Source organism: Pseudomonas sp. 5Ae-yellow (genome assembly GCF_014077575.1).
Lineage (GTDB): Bacteria > Pseudomonadota > Gammaproteobacteria > Pseudomonadales > Pseudomonadaceae > Halopseudomonas > Halopseudomonas neustonica.
In genome coordinates this window covers 100,489-115,534 of record NZ_JACGWE010000009.1, presented here as the reverse complement: position 1 = coordinate 115,534, position 15,046 = coordinate 100,489, and the positions used below count along the sequence as shown (strand labels likewise).

Genomic DNA, 15,046 nt, shown 5'->3' with positions numbered 1-15,046 from the left:
GCACAGAGCGGGTTGCGCTGATGCGCAGCCCTTGGTGATGAGGCGTTTAAATCTACAGAGACTTCCAAAGCGAGTCAAAGTCATCCTCAGTGCTAACCGTCAAGGATGAGGCTTTAGTCTCAGATTGAGACATCTCATCTTTTGTCTTCTCGATTAACTGATATTCAAACTGGCTATAGCTGCCGGTTGCCGTCATGCGCTCAGTGAGGTGCGCACGTTGAGAGTAGCCTGGACGGTGAATGATGATTTTGCTGTTGATCTGGAACGGCATTCGCGGCGTGATAATGGTTGCCGGTCTGTCAATGGCTGGAACTTCGGGCAGCAGCAGGGCGCGCAAGAACTGACTGGGCTCCCCGGTTTTGCGCAGCAGCTTGGCTGCACAGGGTGTGCAATGCGGTGCAACCAGCTCAATCCCCATTTGCGTACCACCACCACGTACTTGGCGAATCCAGCGCACGACGGCCAGAGTCCAGTCTTTGTCATTGGTCTCTTGTATGCCTAGCAACTCGCCAGCCTGCAGCTGTTTTGGCACTTCTTTAGGCCAGGTGAGACAGAATCCACCGGGGCTATGATTGACGATGGGCAGCGTGTGAATCGGATAGTTCTCTGCTTCCTCGTCTTCGTCAATGCCGCTCCCTGTGCCGTTATAGTCGATCTGCTCTACACCAGCGCCGTGCCAGTCTACTGACTGGGAGCCGCCGTCAAATGCAGTAGCCCAGCCTGTCTGTTTTTCGCGTTGAGCCGCATCGGAGAAGGGGTTGGTCTCCATATCCTCCTCAGCATCGACAAAACGGGTAAAGGCTTTGCCGGCGATACGGTAGTGCGTTGCACTCATACCGATGCTGACCTTGAGCTGGCCTCCGCTCGGTATGCGGTTGAAGGTGCGTTCCGCCAAGTCGCCCCATGATTGACTCACATGTTGCAGTAGCTCGACACCCATATTGTCTGGGATGCGCAGATCTCCGCGGTAGTCGTTACCTTGCAGCATGTAGTCTTTGATGCTGTTCACCAGCTCGCTGGTATCTAACCCAAGGCTATTGTCCAGGTTTTCGTCACGAATCAATGATTTGTAGCGCGCTGGGCAGTCCATATCAGGGTTGATGATGAATAGGGCTTTGGCGTCAGTTGGCTGCACAATGCGTGCGGTTCGGCTCCAGTCTTCCAGGGTCGAAAACAGCTTCCCCATGGCGCTCTGGCGCATCTGGTTCGGTCTTGCCGATCCCATCAGCAGCGCAATGATGTAGCTTTGTTCTATGCTCAGCGGTTTTGTGCTGGCGCTTTCCTTGTCCGGAACGGCGGTCAGGTGAAGCTTGCGCCGACGGGCGAGCTGGTATAGCTGGTGTAGCTCTAGCCAGACTCCGTCTGCCACGGGACAGTAGAGCTGAAAGGCGCGCAACAGTGGACCGCATAGGCTGCGAATGGAGCGTTGTAGCGCTAGCGTCATTTGGCTGGCATGATCTCGCGACTTTATGCTGCGCTCTTGCGCCACAACTATCTTGTAGCCATTGGCGAGGTGGTTTTGCAGCGATTGCGAGAGGTTGGCGACCTTACGCGGTTTGTCTTCGAGAACGATGGACTGGCCAAGGTAATATTTGGATAGCGCTGTGCAAACATAGTGCACTTCAGGCCTGATCAGCTCGAGGATGGCCAGACGCCGATCAGCAGCCAACTCAAGCTGGTTCAGCTCGATGAGCCCTTGATATAACTGACGTGCTGTCTCACCAATGTTGGCTTTCGGCAGATTGGCCAGCCATTGGCTAATCCCCTTTTCCGTGCCTTCAGCAAAGCTCAAGCTGCTGAGTGTTTGCTGGGGAATACGCAAATTCAGTTTTTGCGATGTGCTATCCATAACAGTCATATCCAGTGCAAGCAGTTCTGACCAAAGCCAAGCAGCCATCGAGCTTTGGCATTCCTGGCGCCTTGAGTTTCAAGTCTTCTAGTGAAGACACTGTAGCAGTTTAGCCTTTAAGTCGCTAAATCGTTTATGCATCGTTGGCACTGCTTCAACCGAGCTCTTTTTCACTATTATTGGTTGATTCAGGAAGTGATCAGATCTACGTGAATAGGGACTTTCCCGGCTTCCCCTGCAATCTCTCTGACTAAGCGTGGTACGAGATAGCCCGGCAGTCGGGTCAGTAATTGTCCAACCAGGTGTTTGGCCTCTGCGTCGCTACAGTGAAAGTGGCTAGCGCCTCGCACATGGTCAAGAAGGTGGAGATAATAAGGTAATACGCCATTGTCGCCTAGTACCTCACTCAGCGCCATCTGGTCTTCAAGTCGGTTGTTTACCCCGCGCAGCAATACTGCCTGATTGAGTAGGGTGATGTTTGCGCTTTTCAGCTTCTGCGTTGCTGCCAGCATCTGCGCATCAACTTCGTTTGCATGGTTACAGTGCAGCACCATGGTTACCGGTAATCGCGTAGCGCTGAGCGCCTCTATCAGTCCGTCAGTAACGCGCTGAGGGATGACGACTGGCAGTCTGGTGTGCACCCGTAGTCGCTTTATATGCGGGATATCCGCGATCTGACGGGTTAGCCAGGCGATGCGTCGATCATTGGCGGCCAGCGGATCTCCACCACTGTAAATTACCTCATTAATGGAGGAGTCCTGGCGAATATAGTCCAGTGCCTGCTCCCACTCGGCGGTGCTCAGGTTGTTTTCGGCGTAAGGAAAGTGGCGGCGAAAACAATAACGGCAGTTGATCGCACAGCCAGCAGTGACCACCAGTAAAAGGCGGCCATGATATTTGTGGATGATGCCGGGTTGCGCATTACTATGCTGTTCGCCCAGTGGGTCCGTTACATAGCCGGGTTGATCTTCCAGTTCCTCGCCCAGCGGCAGTACCTGACGCAATAGCGGGTCGTTTGGATTGCCTGGTTGCATCCGCAGCAGATACGGCTCAGGGACGCGCAGTGCAAACTCTCGGCCTGCTGCCAGGGCGCCTGCCAGCAGGCCAGGGTCAAGCTTTAGACGTGCGAGCAATACCCTTGGGTCGGTAATGCTGCCAGCTAGCAGATTTTGCCAGCTGGCGGACTCAACACGAACTGAAGAACCATGTATCATTGGTGTTTTTCCGCGCAAGGGTGTCAGGGTATCCGACTGGCTGCCTCCATCTGTTGTCAGAAGGCGCGTTGTCGGATTATCCGTTTAATTGAAAGTGGGAATGTGTGTATGGCCAATTATTCTACCAATGAATTCAAGCCGGGTCTTAAGGTGATGCTCGACGGCGATCCTTGTTCCATCCTGGAAAACGAATACGTGAAGCCCGGCAAAGGTCAGGCATTTAACCGCGTCAAGGTACGTAACCTGAAGACGGGTCGCGTGAACGAGCGTACCTTCAAGTCGGGCGAGTCGCTCGAAGGTGCTGACGTGATGGATCGTGAGATGGAATATCTCTATGCCGACGGTGAGTTCTGGCACTTCATGGCCACTGATGGTTCTTTTGAGCAGTATGGTGCTGATGAGAAGGCAGTTGGTGATTGCAGCAACTGGATGAAAGAGCAGGTTGTATATACGGTAACGCTATTCAATGGCGCGCCTATCGCTGTTTCTCCGCCCAATTTTGTTGAGTTGGAAGTAGTTGAAACCGACCCGGGTGTGCGCGGCGATACCTCGGGTGGCGGCACCAAGCCAGCCAAGCTGGCGACGGGTGCGGTAGTAAAAGTACCCCTGTTTATTAATACCGGCGATGTGCTCAAGGTTGATACGCGTTCTAACGAGTATGTTGGCCGCGCCTAAGCTGCTATCTGTATCGAGAAACCGGAGCCTGGCTCCGGTTTTTTGTGCCTGATTGGAGAGTGTCCATGACAGTTGACTGGAGGCCGAGCGCTTCACTTGAGGCGCTCCATCGGCGCGCCGCTATTATCAATCAGATTCGTCGCTTCTTTGCTGAGCGCGATGTACTTGAGGTAGATACCCCCTGCTTGTCAGCGGCAGCAGTCAGCGATCCGCATCTGTTTCCTTTTTCGACTGACTTTGTGCCGGAAGGGGCTGCCATAGCTCAGCGTTTTTATCTGCACACCTCTCCGGAATACCCCATGAAGCGACTACTGGCTGCCGGTAGTGGTGCCATCTGGCAGCTTTGCAAGGTGTATCGAAATGGTGAGGTGGGCAGCAGGCACAACCCTGAGTTCAGCATGCTGGAATGGTATCGCCCCGGCTTTGATCATCATCGGCTGATGGATGAGGTGGACGATCTGGTTATGCAGGTGCTCGATTGTAAGCCAGCCAGAAGGGTTAGCTATTCAGCTATTTTTGCCGAGCATACTGGGCTGGATATTTACCGCTGCTCAGATCAGCAGTTGCAACAAGTGGCGCTGGAACGCACTGGCTTTAGTGGCGAGCTGTCGCGTGATGGCTGGTTGAATCTGCTGTTCTCACATTGCGTGGAAGTCGAGCTGCTGGAACCGACTATGGTGTATGCCTTTCCCGCTTCTCAGGCGGCATTGGCGAAAGTCGTGGAGGGCGATGACCGGGTGCCGAGCGCGGCGCGCTTCGAGCTCTTTGTTGCCGGCATGGAGTTGGCCAACGGCTACTTTGAATTGACTGATGCACAGGAGCAGGCAAGACGATTTGAGGCGGACCGTCAACAGCGGCTGGCACTTGGTTATCCCGATTTGCCCTTGGATCAGCCGTTATTGTCGGCTCTAAAGTCAGGCTTGCCAGACTGTGCGGGAGTTGCCCTTGGCGTGGACCGCTTGATCATGCTGGCGCTGGGCGCCAGCCGTATTGATCAGGTCCTTGCTTTTGATTTTTCGCGTGCCTGATTACTGTTGAGCGGTGCCCATCAGTTGCCCCATGCTTACTGCACTGCCAGCTTTTAGGTCGGCATGCCAATGGGCTGCTTCGGGTCCAAACAGTACAATGGCGGTAGAGCCAAGCTTGAAACGCCCCATTTCTTCACCCTTGGCCAGGCTCGGCGCGGCCTGACCATATTCAGTAGATCGCAGTTGCCGACTGGGCGGCGCAACCAGGCCAGCCCATACGGTTTCTACCGAGGCAACAATCATGGCGCCAACGAGGACCACTGCCATGGGGCCGGCCTCTGTATCAAACAGGCAGACGACGCGTTCGTTGCGGGCAAACAGCTCAGGTACATTCTCGGCGGTCGTTTGATTGACCGAAAACAGGCGCCCGGGTACGTAAATCATCTCGGTCAGTGTGCCGGAAAAAGGCATATGTACGCGGTGATAATCGCGTGGTGACAGGTAAACAGTAGCGAACTCGCCACCCTGAAAAGCGCTGGCATGATCGGGGTTGCCGCCGAGTAGCTCGGTCACGCTGAAGCTGTGTCCCTTAGCTTGGAAAATGCGGCCGTGTTCAATCTTGCCCAGCTGGCTGATAGTGCCGTCTGCAGGGCAGAGAATACCCTTTTCAGCTGGGTCCAAGGGGCGCGCATCTGCTTTCAGGGCGCGGGTGAAGAAATCGTTGAAGCTACTGTACGCCGTAGGATTTTCCTCCTCGGCCTGGCTCATATCGACTTCATAGCGGCCGACAAACCAGTTGATAAAAGGGTTTTTTACCCAAGGCCACGTGCAGTTTGCCAGGCAACCTGCGAGGCGAGATAGCAAGTGGTGTGGCAGCAGATACTGCATCAGGATGAATAGGCGTGCGGGCATGAAGAGTCCTCAGAGTTCGATAGGGGTTTCTGGATGATTTCCCCATTCAGCCCACGACCCTGCGTAGGCTTTGACATTGGGGTAGCCGAGCAATTTTGCGGCCAGGTAGGTGAAGCCGGAACGGTGATGAGTTTGGCAATGGGTGACAATTTCCTTGTCAGCGCTGATGCCCAACGTCTGCAGGTGCTGAGCAAGATCCTCGCGCAGACGAAGGCCGCGCTCAGGGTCCATGCCGGCCGTCCACTCAAAGTTGATAGCTCCGGGAATGTGCCCGCCTTTGGCCGCAACCACTTTCTCGCCGCGGTATTCCTGCGCAGATCTTGCATCCCAAATGATCCGATCCGGATTCTGCAGATTGTTTTTAACGTTTTGTATATCTACCGTATGGTCACTATTGAGCGTGATGTCCGGTTGGCTGGGGGAGGCATGATTTGCTTGCTGCTCCAGCGCAAGCCCAGATTGCTGCCAGGCTTTCAGGCCACCATTGATATAGCTGTAGTGCGTGTGTCCTATGCTGTCCAATAGCCAGATAAAGCGCCCTGCCCATCCACCACCCTCATCGTCGTAAACGATGTAATGCAGCTGGTCATGGTGACCCAATTCGGCGAACAGTCCCTGCAATACGTCCCGTGTCGGTAATAGGCCAGGTACTGGAGCAGGTGAGGCGATTCTTGTCGGTGCTAAGTGCACTGCTCCCGGGATGTGTCCTTGCTGATATTGCTCGGTACTACACAAGTCGACCAGGCGGCAATGTCGCTGATCCTTTGGTAATTCCAGGTCCGTCGGCTCCAGCAAAAGTGGCAAGGTATTCATCGTCATATTTGGCGCCTCTGCAGACAAAGGGATGGCAAGGTTGCTGCTCAATGCGCGCATTGTAGCGGATTACTGTTGCCGGTCTATTGATCAGGCCTGGAAGGGGTCGATACGTCCTGGCCGCGTTGCTTGAAATTGAGCAAGCCCGTGACAGCGCAGGACGCGGTTTTTATCAGGGCTTTTTGCCGCTGCTGATCCATCAATCGCTGGTTTCCGGGGTTGCAAGCGAACATAAGGCCCAATACCTGGTTTTTGTGGATCATGGGTATTAACTCGAAAGCGCTATCTGGCGCCATCACCTTGAGTGCGCCCGGGAGCAGTGGTCCCAGGCTGGACAAACGTTCTTTGTCGAGGTGATGGCACGGCTCACTGCTAAGCCAGTTGCCCCAAGCTGAGCCACGCGGGTTGCCTAGTTTGGTGCCTACGGCCGTTTGGCCTGCTTCAAAGCCCAAGGCGGCGCCTACAACCAGCTGTTGCGATTTACCGTTGAATAGGGCGATCCAGCACTGCTGCAGCCCTAAGCCGTCGTGCATTGCCTTTAGCGCGCAGTCCAATAGCTGCGGCAGCGTAGTGAAAGGGCTGGGTTGCGTGTTGAGTGTGACGCACAAGTGACGCCACCGCTCCGGACGTATCGGCGCCGGTGGTGTTGGTGTCGACGGCGTGCTGGCGGGCTTGGCGGCTGGCTCTACCGCGGGAGCGTAGTCCGCTGGCCAGGGTAGCGACATTGCGGGTAGCCATGGTTGCCCTGGGCTCCTGTTGTGTTGGGCCCGCGCGCTGTTGGCGGCGCTTTCATGGCTGGTATGTTGTGCCTGAGCGACGCTGCAGCCCAGGAACAGAGCGCTGAGTTGTTGCCAGCGCAGGGTGTGGACGGCGTACCAGTTATGGTGTGATCCCAAGGCAATACCGCTAGCCATCAACAGGCTGTTGGCAGGCTGGGTTAGCCAGCGATACAGTTCGCGATCGGCATCCAGTTGCGCTTGCTGCTCCTGCGGGTTGTTGGCGTTTCGCGCAATATGCAGGGCTTTGACCATGATACGACGACTGGCATTCAGTGAGCGATAGCCTTGCAGTATCCATGGCGGTAGCCACCAATCCTGGGCGACTTGTTGCACTAACAGGAAGCCCAGTGCCGTATTTTCCGCGACCTTGCGTTTGCTCAAGTGCTTAGGCAGTAGGCCGCGATTGAGCTCGTCCCACTGGTCAAAAATATGCGGCTTGATGTAGGCCAATGCCCATAGTGGGGAAAGGAAGAGCAGCGTTGCCAGCGACATTTCATGCCACAAGCGCGCAATGCGCTGTGAGAACAGGCCTTGCGCCTGGCTAACCGCATGTTCGCTTATGCTCAATAGTTGGGTATAGGCCTTCGGCAGCTGCTCCTCTTCTAGCACCGGTATATTGCCCAGGAGGGTGCCAAGGCGCTGTGTGCCAAGCAGGCCGCAGGCCTGTTCCAGCGTAAGTATGTCAATATCTCGATTACGCGCGGCATCGCCCGCGGCACGGCAAATATGTAGCGCTGCTACCGGTACACTGAGAATTTCCTGGGTCAGTTCGCCCATGCTCAGCATCTCGCTGTTAAGCTGATCCAGTAGTCGCTTGCGCTGCGCTGGCGTGATCGGTAGCACGGTGGCATTCAGCTTCTGGCGCAGGCTGCCGATAATGTCGGTATTGCCGGTATGTGTGGGCTGGGCTGTGCTCATTAGACTCGCGGCTTTATACTTGTGGTCTACGCGACTATAACTCGAACAGCGGCTGTTTGCCGCTCCTGCATGCTACGGCATGCCTCCTGCTGCATCGGGGCACTCTGATTTATGCTGAAAATTGCTGGCTTTCTGGTTGTCATTGGCTCCGTGCTTGGTGGCTTTATGGCGTCTGGCGGTCATATAGCTGCACTTTGGCATCCCTTTGAAATTATTATTATTGGTGGCGCCGCGTTCGGTGCGTTCATGGTCGCCAACAGCGGTACCGTGGTTAAAAAGACACTCGCCGCCGGCCCCGCGATTATGTTCGGTCATAGGTTTAATAAGGCCTATTACCTCGATGTATTGGGGGTGCTTTACGAGGTGCTGAACAAGAGTCGACGCGAAGGCATGATGTCGATTGAAGCGGATATTGAAGAGCCTGCGGAAAGCCCGATTTTTAGCAAGTACCCGGCGATTCTCAAAGACAAGCAGATGACGGAGTTCATTTGCGACTACCTGCGCATCATGTCGACCGGCAATATGGCCCCGCACGAGCTGGAGGCCTTGTTCGATGTGGAGATATCCAGTCTAACTGAAGAGCTGCTTGAGCCTGCACACGCGGCCACCCGCGTTTCTGATGCTTTACCCGGTTTTGGTATTGTCGCTGCGGTACTGGGTATTGTTATTACCATGAGTATTCTTGGGGAGGCAGATAACACCGAAATTGGCGAGAAGGTCGGCACCGCGCTGGTCGGTACTTTTCTGGGTATTCTCGCTGCCTACGGGTTTGTTGGGCCTTTCTCCAGCGCGATGGAGCATGACGCTCACGAAGAAGCCAACACCTATGAAGCCATCAAGATGACGCTGGTAGCCAGTGCGCAGGGCTTGCCGCCCGCTCTGGCCGTGGAGTTTGGTCGTAAGTCTCTGCTGCCAGGGCATCGCCCCAGCTTTATGGAGCTGGAAGAGTCGGTTAAAGGCCGCTGATGCATGGATAACAATCAGCCGATTATAGTCAAGCGCATCACGCGTAAGGCTGCAGGCCATCACGGTGGCGCCTGGAAAATTGCCTTTGCCGATTTCGCCGTAGCGATGATGGCGTTCTTTCTGGTCATGTGGCTGGTTACCGTGGCAACGCCGGAGCAATTACGTGATATCTCGGGTTATTTTAATGACCCAATAGGTTTTTCTGAGGGTGGTAGTCCCTATCCGATTGATTTGGGTGGCTCACCTCAGGTCTCGCCTGAGCGCACCCTGAGCAAGGAGCAGGACCCGGAAGATCAAGACATGGTGGATGAGGCGTCGGCCAAGGAGCTGGCGGCGAAACTTGAACAGCTCGAGCTCGATATGCTGCTTCAGGAGCTGCAGAACCAGATAGACGAAGATCCTGTGTTGCAGCGCTTCAAGGACCAGATTCTGATCGAGATTACCCAGGATGGTCTGCGCATCCAGATAGTGGATGCAGAAAACCGCCCGATGTTCGCCAGTGGTAGTGCTCAGTTGCAGCCGTATTTTGAAGAGATCCTGCTGACCTTAAGCGATACCATCGCCAAGGTGCCAAAGAAAATCAGCATCAGCGGTCACACCGATGCCGAGCCTTTTCGTGGGCGTAATGGCTACGGCAATTGGGAGCTGTCATCCGACCGGGCCAACGCCGCTCGGCGGACGTTGCTGGTCGCTGGCTACCCCGAGAGTCAGGTGGCCAGGGTCGTGGGCTATGCCGACTCGGCGTTGTTTGATCGCAGTGAGCCCTTTAGTCCAACTAATCGCCGGATCGATATCATCGTGCTGAACCACCAGGCGGAGGAGCAGATGCGTGAATCGGCCGATGCGGGGTCGGATGAGACGGTGCAGGAAGGTGATAGTAATGCCTCGGCAGGGGGCAGGCTTGAGGGCGAGCCTGAGCAGGCTGCGCCAGCCGGCGCTGCCCCTGTCGATACCGATGCTGCGCCAGTCGATACTGCGCCAGCCGATGCTGCCCCCGCAAGCTCGACAGAGCGCCAACAGCAACGCAGCCTGAACTTGTTTGAGGACGCGGCTAACGCTGAATCCCGGCTGAGGCAGCAAGTCCTGCCAGAGTCACGCTGATTCCAGAGTGGAAAGGATGTACTTGTAGCTGGCCATGCGGGTTTTGGTGATTTTGCCGTCCTCAACTGCGCCAAGCAGCGCGCAGCCTGGTTCCTGTTTATGCCGGCAGTCACGAAAGCGGCACATGCCGAGGAAGGGGCGGAATTCAATGAAGCCTTCCAGCAACTCATCATGGCTGATATGCATCAAGCCAAACTCGCGAATGCCGGGGGAGTCGATCAGGTCACCACCCGCTGGAAAGTGGAAGAGCTTGGCTGTGGTGGTGGTATGCGTACCCTTGCCCGTATGCTCCGAGAGTGCGCCGACGCGCAGGTCCTCTTCTGGCAGCAAGACGTTGATCAGCGACGATTTGCCGACGCCAGACTGGCCGACGAATACGCTGATACGGTTTTTAAGGGTGGCTTTCAACTCGTCCATGCCACTGCCGTCGCCGGCTGACAGGCTGAGCACGCGATAGCCCAGAGCGGCGTAGTCGCGCAACCACTGTTGCAGCTCAAGGTGACTGTGGTCGTTGAGCAAGTCTGACTTGTTCATCACCAGCAAGGGTTCCAGTCCAGCCTGCTCGGCGGCGACCAAGTAGCGATCGATCAGGTTGGCGTAAGGCGTGGGCAGTGGCGCGAAGACAATTACTAGGTAGTCGACGTTGGCTGCTACCGGTTTCAGCTGGCCGCGATGGTCCGGCCGGCACAGCTCGGTCTGCCTGGGGCTCTGTGCCACAATAACGCCTGAACCCTGATTGTCAGCGCGCCAGGTGACCCGGTCGCCGGTGACCAGCGCGGGTAGATTGGCGCGCCTGTAACAGCGACGTATCTCGCCGGCGTTTGCACCGTCGGTCGCTTCTACGTCCATTTGCACGCCAAAGTGGGCGATCACAAGGCCGCTTTGCTCTGGCCCCAGGTCGCCACCGAGCAAGCTTTCTTCTGCTTTGTCGGCGCGCTTGTCGGCGCGTGCAGAGCGCTCGTCCTGGATTTTCTGGATGCGCCAGTTTTGGCGTCGGGTAAGGTGTCGCTTGGCCATGTAGTCGGTATCTGAAGAAACAGCCGCAGTGTAGCACGCGGCGGTTATACTAGCGGCAGTTGATCCAGCGCATGTGTTTTAGTCACGCTGGTTCTGATTTTTTTCCATCAGGCAGGCACAGGAGTCAGCATGCAGAGCCCCGATAATCTTATCTGGATTGACCTGGAAATGACCGGGCTGGACCCGGACAACGACGTCATCATCGAGATCGCCACCATAGTGACCGACTCCAATCTCAATGTGCTGGCCGAGGGGCCGTCCATTGTGGTCAAGCAGCCTGATGCGATGCTCGATGGTATGGATGAATGGAATACTCGCCAGCATGGCCAATCAGGCCTGACTCAGCGTGTACGTGACAGTCAGATCAGTATTGCCGAGGCTGAGCGCCAGACGCTGACCTTTCTTAAAGAGTGGGTGCCGGCCGGTCGTTCACCCATGTGTGGCAACAGCATCTGCCAGGATCGGCGCTTTTTGTACCGCGGCATGCGCGAACTGGAGGAGTTTTTCCACTATCGCAATCTGGATGTGTCGACCCTGAAGGAGTTGGCTGCACGCTGGGCGCCGGAAGTGAAGAAGGGCGTCAAGAAGCAGGGTAGCCATCTGGCAATGGATGATATTCGTGACTCTATTGCCGAGCTGCAGCATTACCGCGAGCATTTCATCAAGTTCTAGCCGTTTTCGGCGTTAGCGCGTCTACAGGAAGAGGGCTTTCGCTTGCGCGGTCTATGCGCCGTGTTGCGCCAACGCCCACTCCACATGCTCGCGCACCAGCTCTGAGGGGTGCGCGCGGCGTGCTTTTAGCGCCTCGATGACAGGGATGCTGGTGGTGGCGTTGCCCAGTCCTACGGCCAGGTTGCGCAGCCAGCGTTCATGGCCGATGCGGCGAATCGGTGAGCCCTCGGTATTGGCCAGAAAGGTAGGTTCGTCCCAACTGAACAGCTCGGCGAGGCTGGCTTGGTCGAGCCGGTGACGCGGGCTGAAGTCACTTTCGGTGGTTGGCTTGGCAAAGCGGTTCCACGGGCAGACCAGTTGGCAGTCGTCGCAGCCGAAAACACGGTTGCCCATGGGCTGGCGCAGGTCTTCCGGGATCGCGCCTTTCAGTTCTATGGTCAGATAGGATATGCAGCGCCGCGCATCCAGTATCTTGTCGCCGACAAAGGCTTGTGTTGGGCAGCGTTCCAGGCAGGCGGTACAGCTGCCGCAGTGTTCTTGCTCATAAGGCTTATCCACCGGCAGTGGCAGGTCGGTGTAGAGCTCGCCGAGAAAGAAGTAGCTGCCAGCCTTGCGATTGATCAGCATGCTGTTCTTGCCGACCCAGCCGAGTCCAGCGGCATTGGCCAATGCGCGCTCCATCACTGGAGCGCTGTCGACGAAAGCGCGGTAGCCAAAGGGGCCGATCAATGCCTGAATGGCATCGGCCAGTTTCTGCAGGCGGCGGCGGATCAGCTTGTGATAGTCACGCCCCAGGGCGTAGCGGGAAACATAGGCTGCATCGGGTTGACTCAGGCGCTGGGCCATTGCGCTGTCGCCGGGTAAATAGTCCATTCGAACCGAAATGACGCGCTCAGTGCCAGGTACTAGCTCGGCGGGCCGCGTTCGCTTGCTGCCATGACTGGACATCCATTCCATTTCACCGTGGTAGCCCGCTTCCAGCCATTGTCCCAGCCATTGTTCATGCTGACCGATATCAGGCGCACTGATGCCCAGCTGCTGGAAGCCGAGTTGGCTCGCTAGACTGCGGATCTGCTCTGCGAGGGCTTGATAGTCGGTTGCTTCAGGCATGGCATTGTTCGTTGTGTTTAGGTGTAAGGCGGCGGTTCTCGTATAATTGTGCCAGACATCATTGCTGGGAGCCCATTTATGCCGCATGTTTTGCCCGACAAGGTCTATACCGCAGCTCAGGTTAGAGAGCTTGATGCGCTGCTGATTGCGGCTGGCACGCCGGGTATCGCTTTGATGCAGTCTGCGGCCGAAGCATTGTGGTTGGCCATTAGTTGTCGCTGGCCAGATGATCGGCGTATGACAGTGCTCTGTGGTGGTGGCAATAATGCCGGAGATGGTTACTTGCTGGCGCTGCAGGCTTGTCTGGCTGGCTGGGAAGTTCAGGTGCTGGCGGTGGCTGACCCGACCACGCTGCAGGGTGATGCGGCCACCGCGTTCAGGCGCGCTCGCGAGCAGGGCGTCAGTGTGGGGTCTTGGCGTGATGGGGTTGAGTTGTCGGGGGTGGTGGTCGATGCCCTGCTCGGAACAGGCTTGCGCGGCGAGGTTCGTGCTCAATACAGGTCTGCGATTGACGCTATTAACGCGGCGCAGGGTCCCGTCGTCGCAGTTGATATTCCCAGTGGGCTCGATGCGGATCGCGGCGTGACGCTTGGTTGCGCGGTAACTGCGCAGCTGACGGTTACCTTTATCGGGCTGAAGCTAGGGCTATTGACCGCTAACGGCCCCGATTATGTTGGTGAGCTGGTGTTTGCTCCGCTGGCTGACAGCTCCCCTCAAGCACCGGCTGCGGCTTATGAGCGTCTTAGTATGCAAGGCTGGGCTGGAACCTTGCCGCCGCGCAAGAAGGCTGCTCACAAAGGGAGCTTCGGCCATCTGGTGGTTATTGGGGGCGGCCGAGGTATGGGCGGTGCGGTCATGCTGGCGGCCGAGGCAGCGCTGCACAGCGGAGCAGGAAAAATCAGTGTAGTTACCCGCAGTGAGCATGTTGCCCCCTTGTTGGCGCGCTGTCCGGAGTTGATGGTGCATGGCATGGATGACGCTGCTCAGTTAGAGGCTTTATTGGCTCAGGCGGATGCAGTGGTCATTGGCCCCGGCCTGGGTCGCGATGCATGGGCGCGTTTGTTATTGGAGGCTGTGATGGCGTGGCAAGGCCCCCGCGTGCTGGATGCCGACGCGCTGAACCTGCTGAGCGAGGAAAAGACGTTACCCAGCCTGGGGCGGGATACGATCATCTCGCCGCACCCGGCGGAAGCCGCTCGGCTATTATCGCTGTCCACCACCGAGGTGCAGTCTGATCGGCCTGATGCGTTGCGTGAAATGCTGGCCAGGCTGGGGTGCGCGGTTATTCTCAAGGGGGCCGGAAGTCTGGTCGACAGCGACGATCTAGAGCCACCTTCGGTGTGTAGTGATGGCAATCCGGGTATGGCGGTAGGGGGCATGGGCGACGTGCTTTCCGGCTTGCTCGGTGCTTTGCTGGCCCAGCGTGTTCCTGCCGCCCGTGCTGCGCGTTATGCTGTGCTGGTGCACGCCTTGGCCGGTGACGCCGCGGCAGCTAAAGGCGAGGTGGGTATGCGTGCGACGGACATGTTTGCCGTCATCAGAAAATACCTGAATCAACAGGAAGGGTAATGAGCTACGTAGTAGAGGTTGAAGGCGAAGCTGCGATGCACCAGCTGGGTGGTGATCTTGCTCGGGCACTTGTTGGCCATGGAGTGGTCTACCTCGAAGGTAATCTGGGTATGGGCAAAACCACACTCAGTCGCGGTATGATCCGCGGGCTGGGGCATGAAGGCGCGGTGAAGAGCCCGACTTTTACTCTGGTTGAGCCCTACGAGTTAGCTGGCGCCACGGTCTACCACTTTGATCTTTATCGTCTTGCCGATCCGGAGGAGCTCGAGTTTCTGGGTGTGCGCGATTATTTTTCCGCTGACAGTCTCTGTCTCGTGGAGTGGCCGGAAAAAGGCGCAGGTGTTTTGCCAAGACCCGACCTGACGATTACCATTAGTATTGAAGGTGAGGGTAGACGCCTTCTGCTGGCTGGCCAGACCGAACACGGTCGCGCCAGTTGCCAACGATTGCAACAAAAACGGAGTATGGCCGAGCGTGACTAGC

General features: G+C 56.7%; 14 protein-coding genes. 7 read left to right on the top strand and 7 right to left on the bottom strand.

Annotation, left to right across the window (positions count from 1 at the left end):
• Nucleotides 1–52: 52 nt before the first annotated feature.
• On the bottom strand, nucleotides 53–1,849 hold the full coding sequence (locus tag H4J77_RS08195; RefSeq protein ID WP_123887633.1) for a molecular chaperone: 1,797 nt from the start codon (nucleotides 1,847–1,849) through the stop codon (nucleotides 53–55).
• Between the two features lie 188 nt (nucleotides 1,850–2,037).
• A complete protein-coding gene (gene epmB / locus H4J77_RS08190; protein WP_123887634.1) occupies nucleotides 2,038–3,063 on the bottom strand; it encodes an EF-P beta-lysylation protein EpmB in 1,026 nt (341 codons plus the stop codon).
• Between the two features lie 108 nt (nucleotides 3,064–3,171).
• Here epmB and efp point away from each other — a divergent pair, with 108 nt between their 5' ends.
• Nucleotides 3,172–3,738 (top strand): elongation factor P, encoded by a 567-nt coding sequence (gene efp / locus H4J77_RS08185; RefSeq protein ID WP_123887635.1) that lies wholly within the window; start codon nucleotides 3,172–3,174, stop codon nucleotides 3,736–3,738.
• A 65-nt stretch (nucleotides 3,739–3,803) separates the two neighbouring features.
• Nucleotides 3,804–4,766, top strand: a complete 963-nt coding sequence (gene epmA / locus H4J77_RS08180) for an elongation factor P--(R)-beta-lysine ligase (protein ID WP_123887636.1) — start codon at nucleotides 3,804–3,806, stop codon at nucleotides 4,764–4,766.
• Here epmA and asd read toward each other — a convergent pair whose 3' ends face one another.
• The 3 genes from asd to H4J77_RS08165 all read right to left on the bottom strand — a co-directional run bounded on the left by asd (nucleotide 4,767) and on the right by H4J77_RS08165 (nucleotide 8,128).
• Nucleotides 4,767–5,618 carry an archaetidylserine decarboxylase gene (gene asd, locus H4J77_RS08175; RefSeq protein ID WP_123887637.1) on the bottom strand — a complete coding sequence of 284 codons (852 nt, stop codon included), beginning with the start codon at nucleotides 5,616–5,618 and terminating at the stop codon, nucleotides 4,767–4,769. It lies immediately after the preceding gene.
• Between the two features lie 9 nt (nucleotides 5,619–5,627).
• Nucleotides 5,628–6,437, bottom strand: coding sequence for a rhodanese-like domain-containing protein (locus H4J77_RS08170; protein ID WP_123887638.1), 810 nt, complete (start codon nucleotides 6,435–6,437; stop codon nucleotides 5,628–5,630).
• A 77-nt stretch (nucleotides 6,438–6,514) separates the two neighbouring features.
• Complete coding sequence (locus tag H4J77_RS08165; protein ID WP_123887639.1) at nucleotides 6,515–8,128, bottom strand: hypothetical protein; 1,614 nt, start codon at nucleotides 8,126–8,128, stop codon at nucleotides 6,515–6,517.
• Nucleotides 8,129–8,239: 111 nt separating this feature from the next.
• On the opposite strand from H4J77_RS08165, the gene motA reads away from it, so the two are divergent.
• Nucleotides 8,240–9,094: a flagellar motor stator protein MotA gene (gene motA, locus H4J77_RS08160; RefSeq protein ID WP_123887640.1), complete on the top strand. Its 855-nt coding sequence runs from the start codon at nucleotides 8,240–8,242 to the stop codon at nucleotides 9,092–9,094.
• Between the two features lie 3 nt (nucleotides 9,095–9,097).
• The gene (gene motB, locus H4J77_RS08155) at nucleotides 9,098–10,195 is read left to right on the top strand and encodes a flagellar motor protein MotB (RefSeq protein ID WP_123887641.1); all 1,098 of its coding nucleotides are present in this window, start codon (nucleotides 9,098–9,100) and stop codon (nucleotides 10,193–10,195) included.
• On the opposite strand, the gene rsgA is transcribed toward motB, so the two are convergent.
• Nucleotides 10,187–11,212 carry a small ribosomal subunit biogenesis GTPase RsgA gene (gene rsgA, locus H4J77_RS08150; RefSeq protein ID WP_123887642.1) on the bottom strand — a complete coding sequence of 342 codons (1,026 nt, stop codon included), beginning with the start codon at nucleotides 11,210–11,212 and terminating at the stop codon, nucleotides 10,187–10,189. The genes motB and rsgA overlap by 9 nt on opposite strands.
• A gap of 129 nt (nucleotides 11,213–11,341) precedes the next feature.
• Between rsgA and orn the strand changes: the two genes are divergently transcribed.
• The gene (orn, locus tag H4J77_RS08145) at nucleotides 11,342–11,884 is read left to right on the top strand and encodes an oligoribonuclease (protein WP_123887643.1); all 543 of its coding nucleotides are present in this window, start codon (nucleotides 11,342–11,344) and stop codon (nucleotides 11,882–11,884) included.
• Between the two features lie 51 nt (nucleotides 11,885–11,935).
• Here the strand turns inward: orn and queG are convergent, their stop codons facing one another.
• Nucleotides 11,936–12,994 carry a tRNA epoxyqueuosine(34) reductase QueG gene (queG, locus tag H4J77_RS08140; RefSeq protein WP_123887644.1) on the bottom strand — a complete coding sequence of 353 codons (1,059 nt, stop codon included), beginning with the start codon at nucleotides 12,992–12,994 and terminating at the stop codon, nucleotides 11,936–11,938.
• Nucleotides 12,995–13,072: 78 nt separating this feature from the next.
• On the opposite strand from queG, the gene H4J77_RS08135 reads away from it, so the two are divergent.
• Nucleotides 13,073–14,563 carry an NAD(P)H-hydrate dehydratase gene (locus tag H4J77_RS08135; protein WP_182247821.1) on the top strand — a complete coding sequence of 497 codons (1,491 nt, stop codon included), beginning with the start codon at nucleotides 13,073–13,075 and terminating at the stop codon, nucleotides 14,561–14,563.
• Nucleotides 14,563–15,045, top strand: a complete 483-nt coding sequence (gene tsaE / locus H4J77_RS08130) for a tRNA (adenosine(37)-N6)-threonylcarbamoyltransferase complex ATPase subunit type 1 TsaE (RefSeq protein WP_123887646.1) — start codon at nucleotides 14,563–14,565, stop codon at nucleotides 15,043–15,045. The genes H4J77_RS08135 and tsaE overlap by 1 nt, the downstream gene beginning before the upstream one ends.
• Nucleotide 15,046 lies beyond the last annotated feature (1 nt).

Excerpts from the sequence above, each read along its gene's own strand:
- asd (WP_123887637.1), bottom strand. The coding sequence starts at position 5,618 with ATGCCCGCACGCCTATTCATCCTGATGCAGTATCTGCTGCCACACCAC.
- H4J77_RS08165 (WP_123887639.1), bottom strand. The coding sequence starts at position 8,128 with ATGAGCACAGCCCAGCCCACACATACCGGCAATACCGACATTATCGGC.
- orn (WP_123887643.1), top strand. The coding sequence starts at position 11,342 with ATGCAGAGCCCCGATAATCTTATCTGGATTGACCTGGAAATGACCGGG.
- H4J77_RS08195 (WP_123887633.1), bottom strand. The coding sequence starts at position 1,849 with ATGGATAGCACATCGCAAAAACTGAATTTGCGTATTCCCCAGCAAACA.
- queG (WP_123887644.1), bottom strand. The coding sequence starts at position 12,994 with ATGCCTGAAGCAACCGACTATCAAGCCCTCGCAGAGCAGATCCGCAGT.
- epmB (WP_123887634.1), bottom strand. The coding sequence starts at position 3,063 with ATGATACATGGTTCTTCAGTTCGTGTTGAGTCCGCCAGCTGGCAAAAT.
- H4J77_RS08135 (WP_182247821.1), top strand. The coding sequence starts at position 13,073 with ATGCCGCATGTTTTGCCCGACAAGGTCTATACCGCAGCTCAGGTTAGA.
- rsgA (WP_123887642.1), bottom strand. The coding sequence starts at position 11,212 with ATGGCCAAGCGACACCTTACCCGACGCCAAAACTGGCGCATCCAGAAA.
- motA (WP_123887640.1), top strand. The coding sequence starts at position 8,240 with ATGCTGAAAATTGCTGGCTTTCTGGTTGTCATTGGCTCCGTGCTTGGT.
- H4J77_RS08170 (WP_123887638.1), bottom strand. The coding sequence starts at position 6,437 with ATGACGATGAATACCTTGCCACTTTTGCTGGAGCCGACGGACCTGGAA.
- efp (WP_123887635.1), top strand. The coding sequence starts at position 3,172 with ATGGCCAATTATTCTACCAATGAATTCAAGCCGGGTCTTAAGGTGATG.
- motB (WP_123887641.1), top strand. The coding sequence starts at position 9,098 with ATGGATAACAATCAGCCGATTATAGTCAAGCGCATCACGCGTAAGGCT.
- epmA (WP_123887636.1), top strand. The coding sequence starts at position 3,804 with ATGACAGTTGACTGGAGGCCGAGCGCTTCACTTGAGGCGCTCCATCGG.
- tsaE (WP_123887646.1), top strand. The coding sequence starts at position 14,563 with ATGAGCTACGTAGTAGAGGTTGAAGGCGAAGCTGCGATGCACCAGCTG.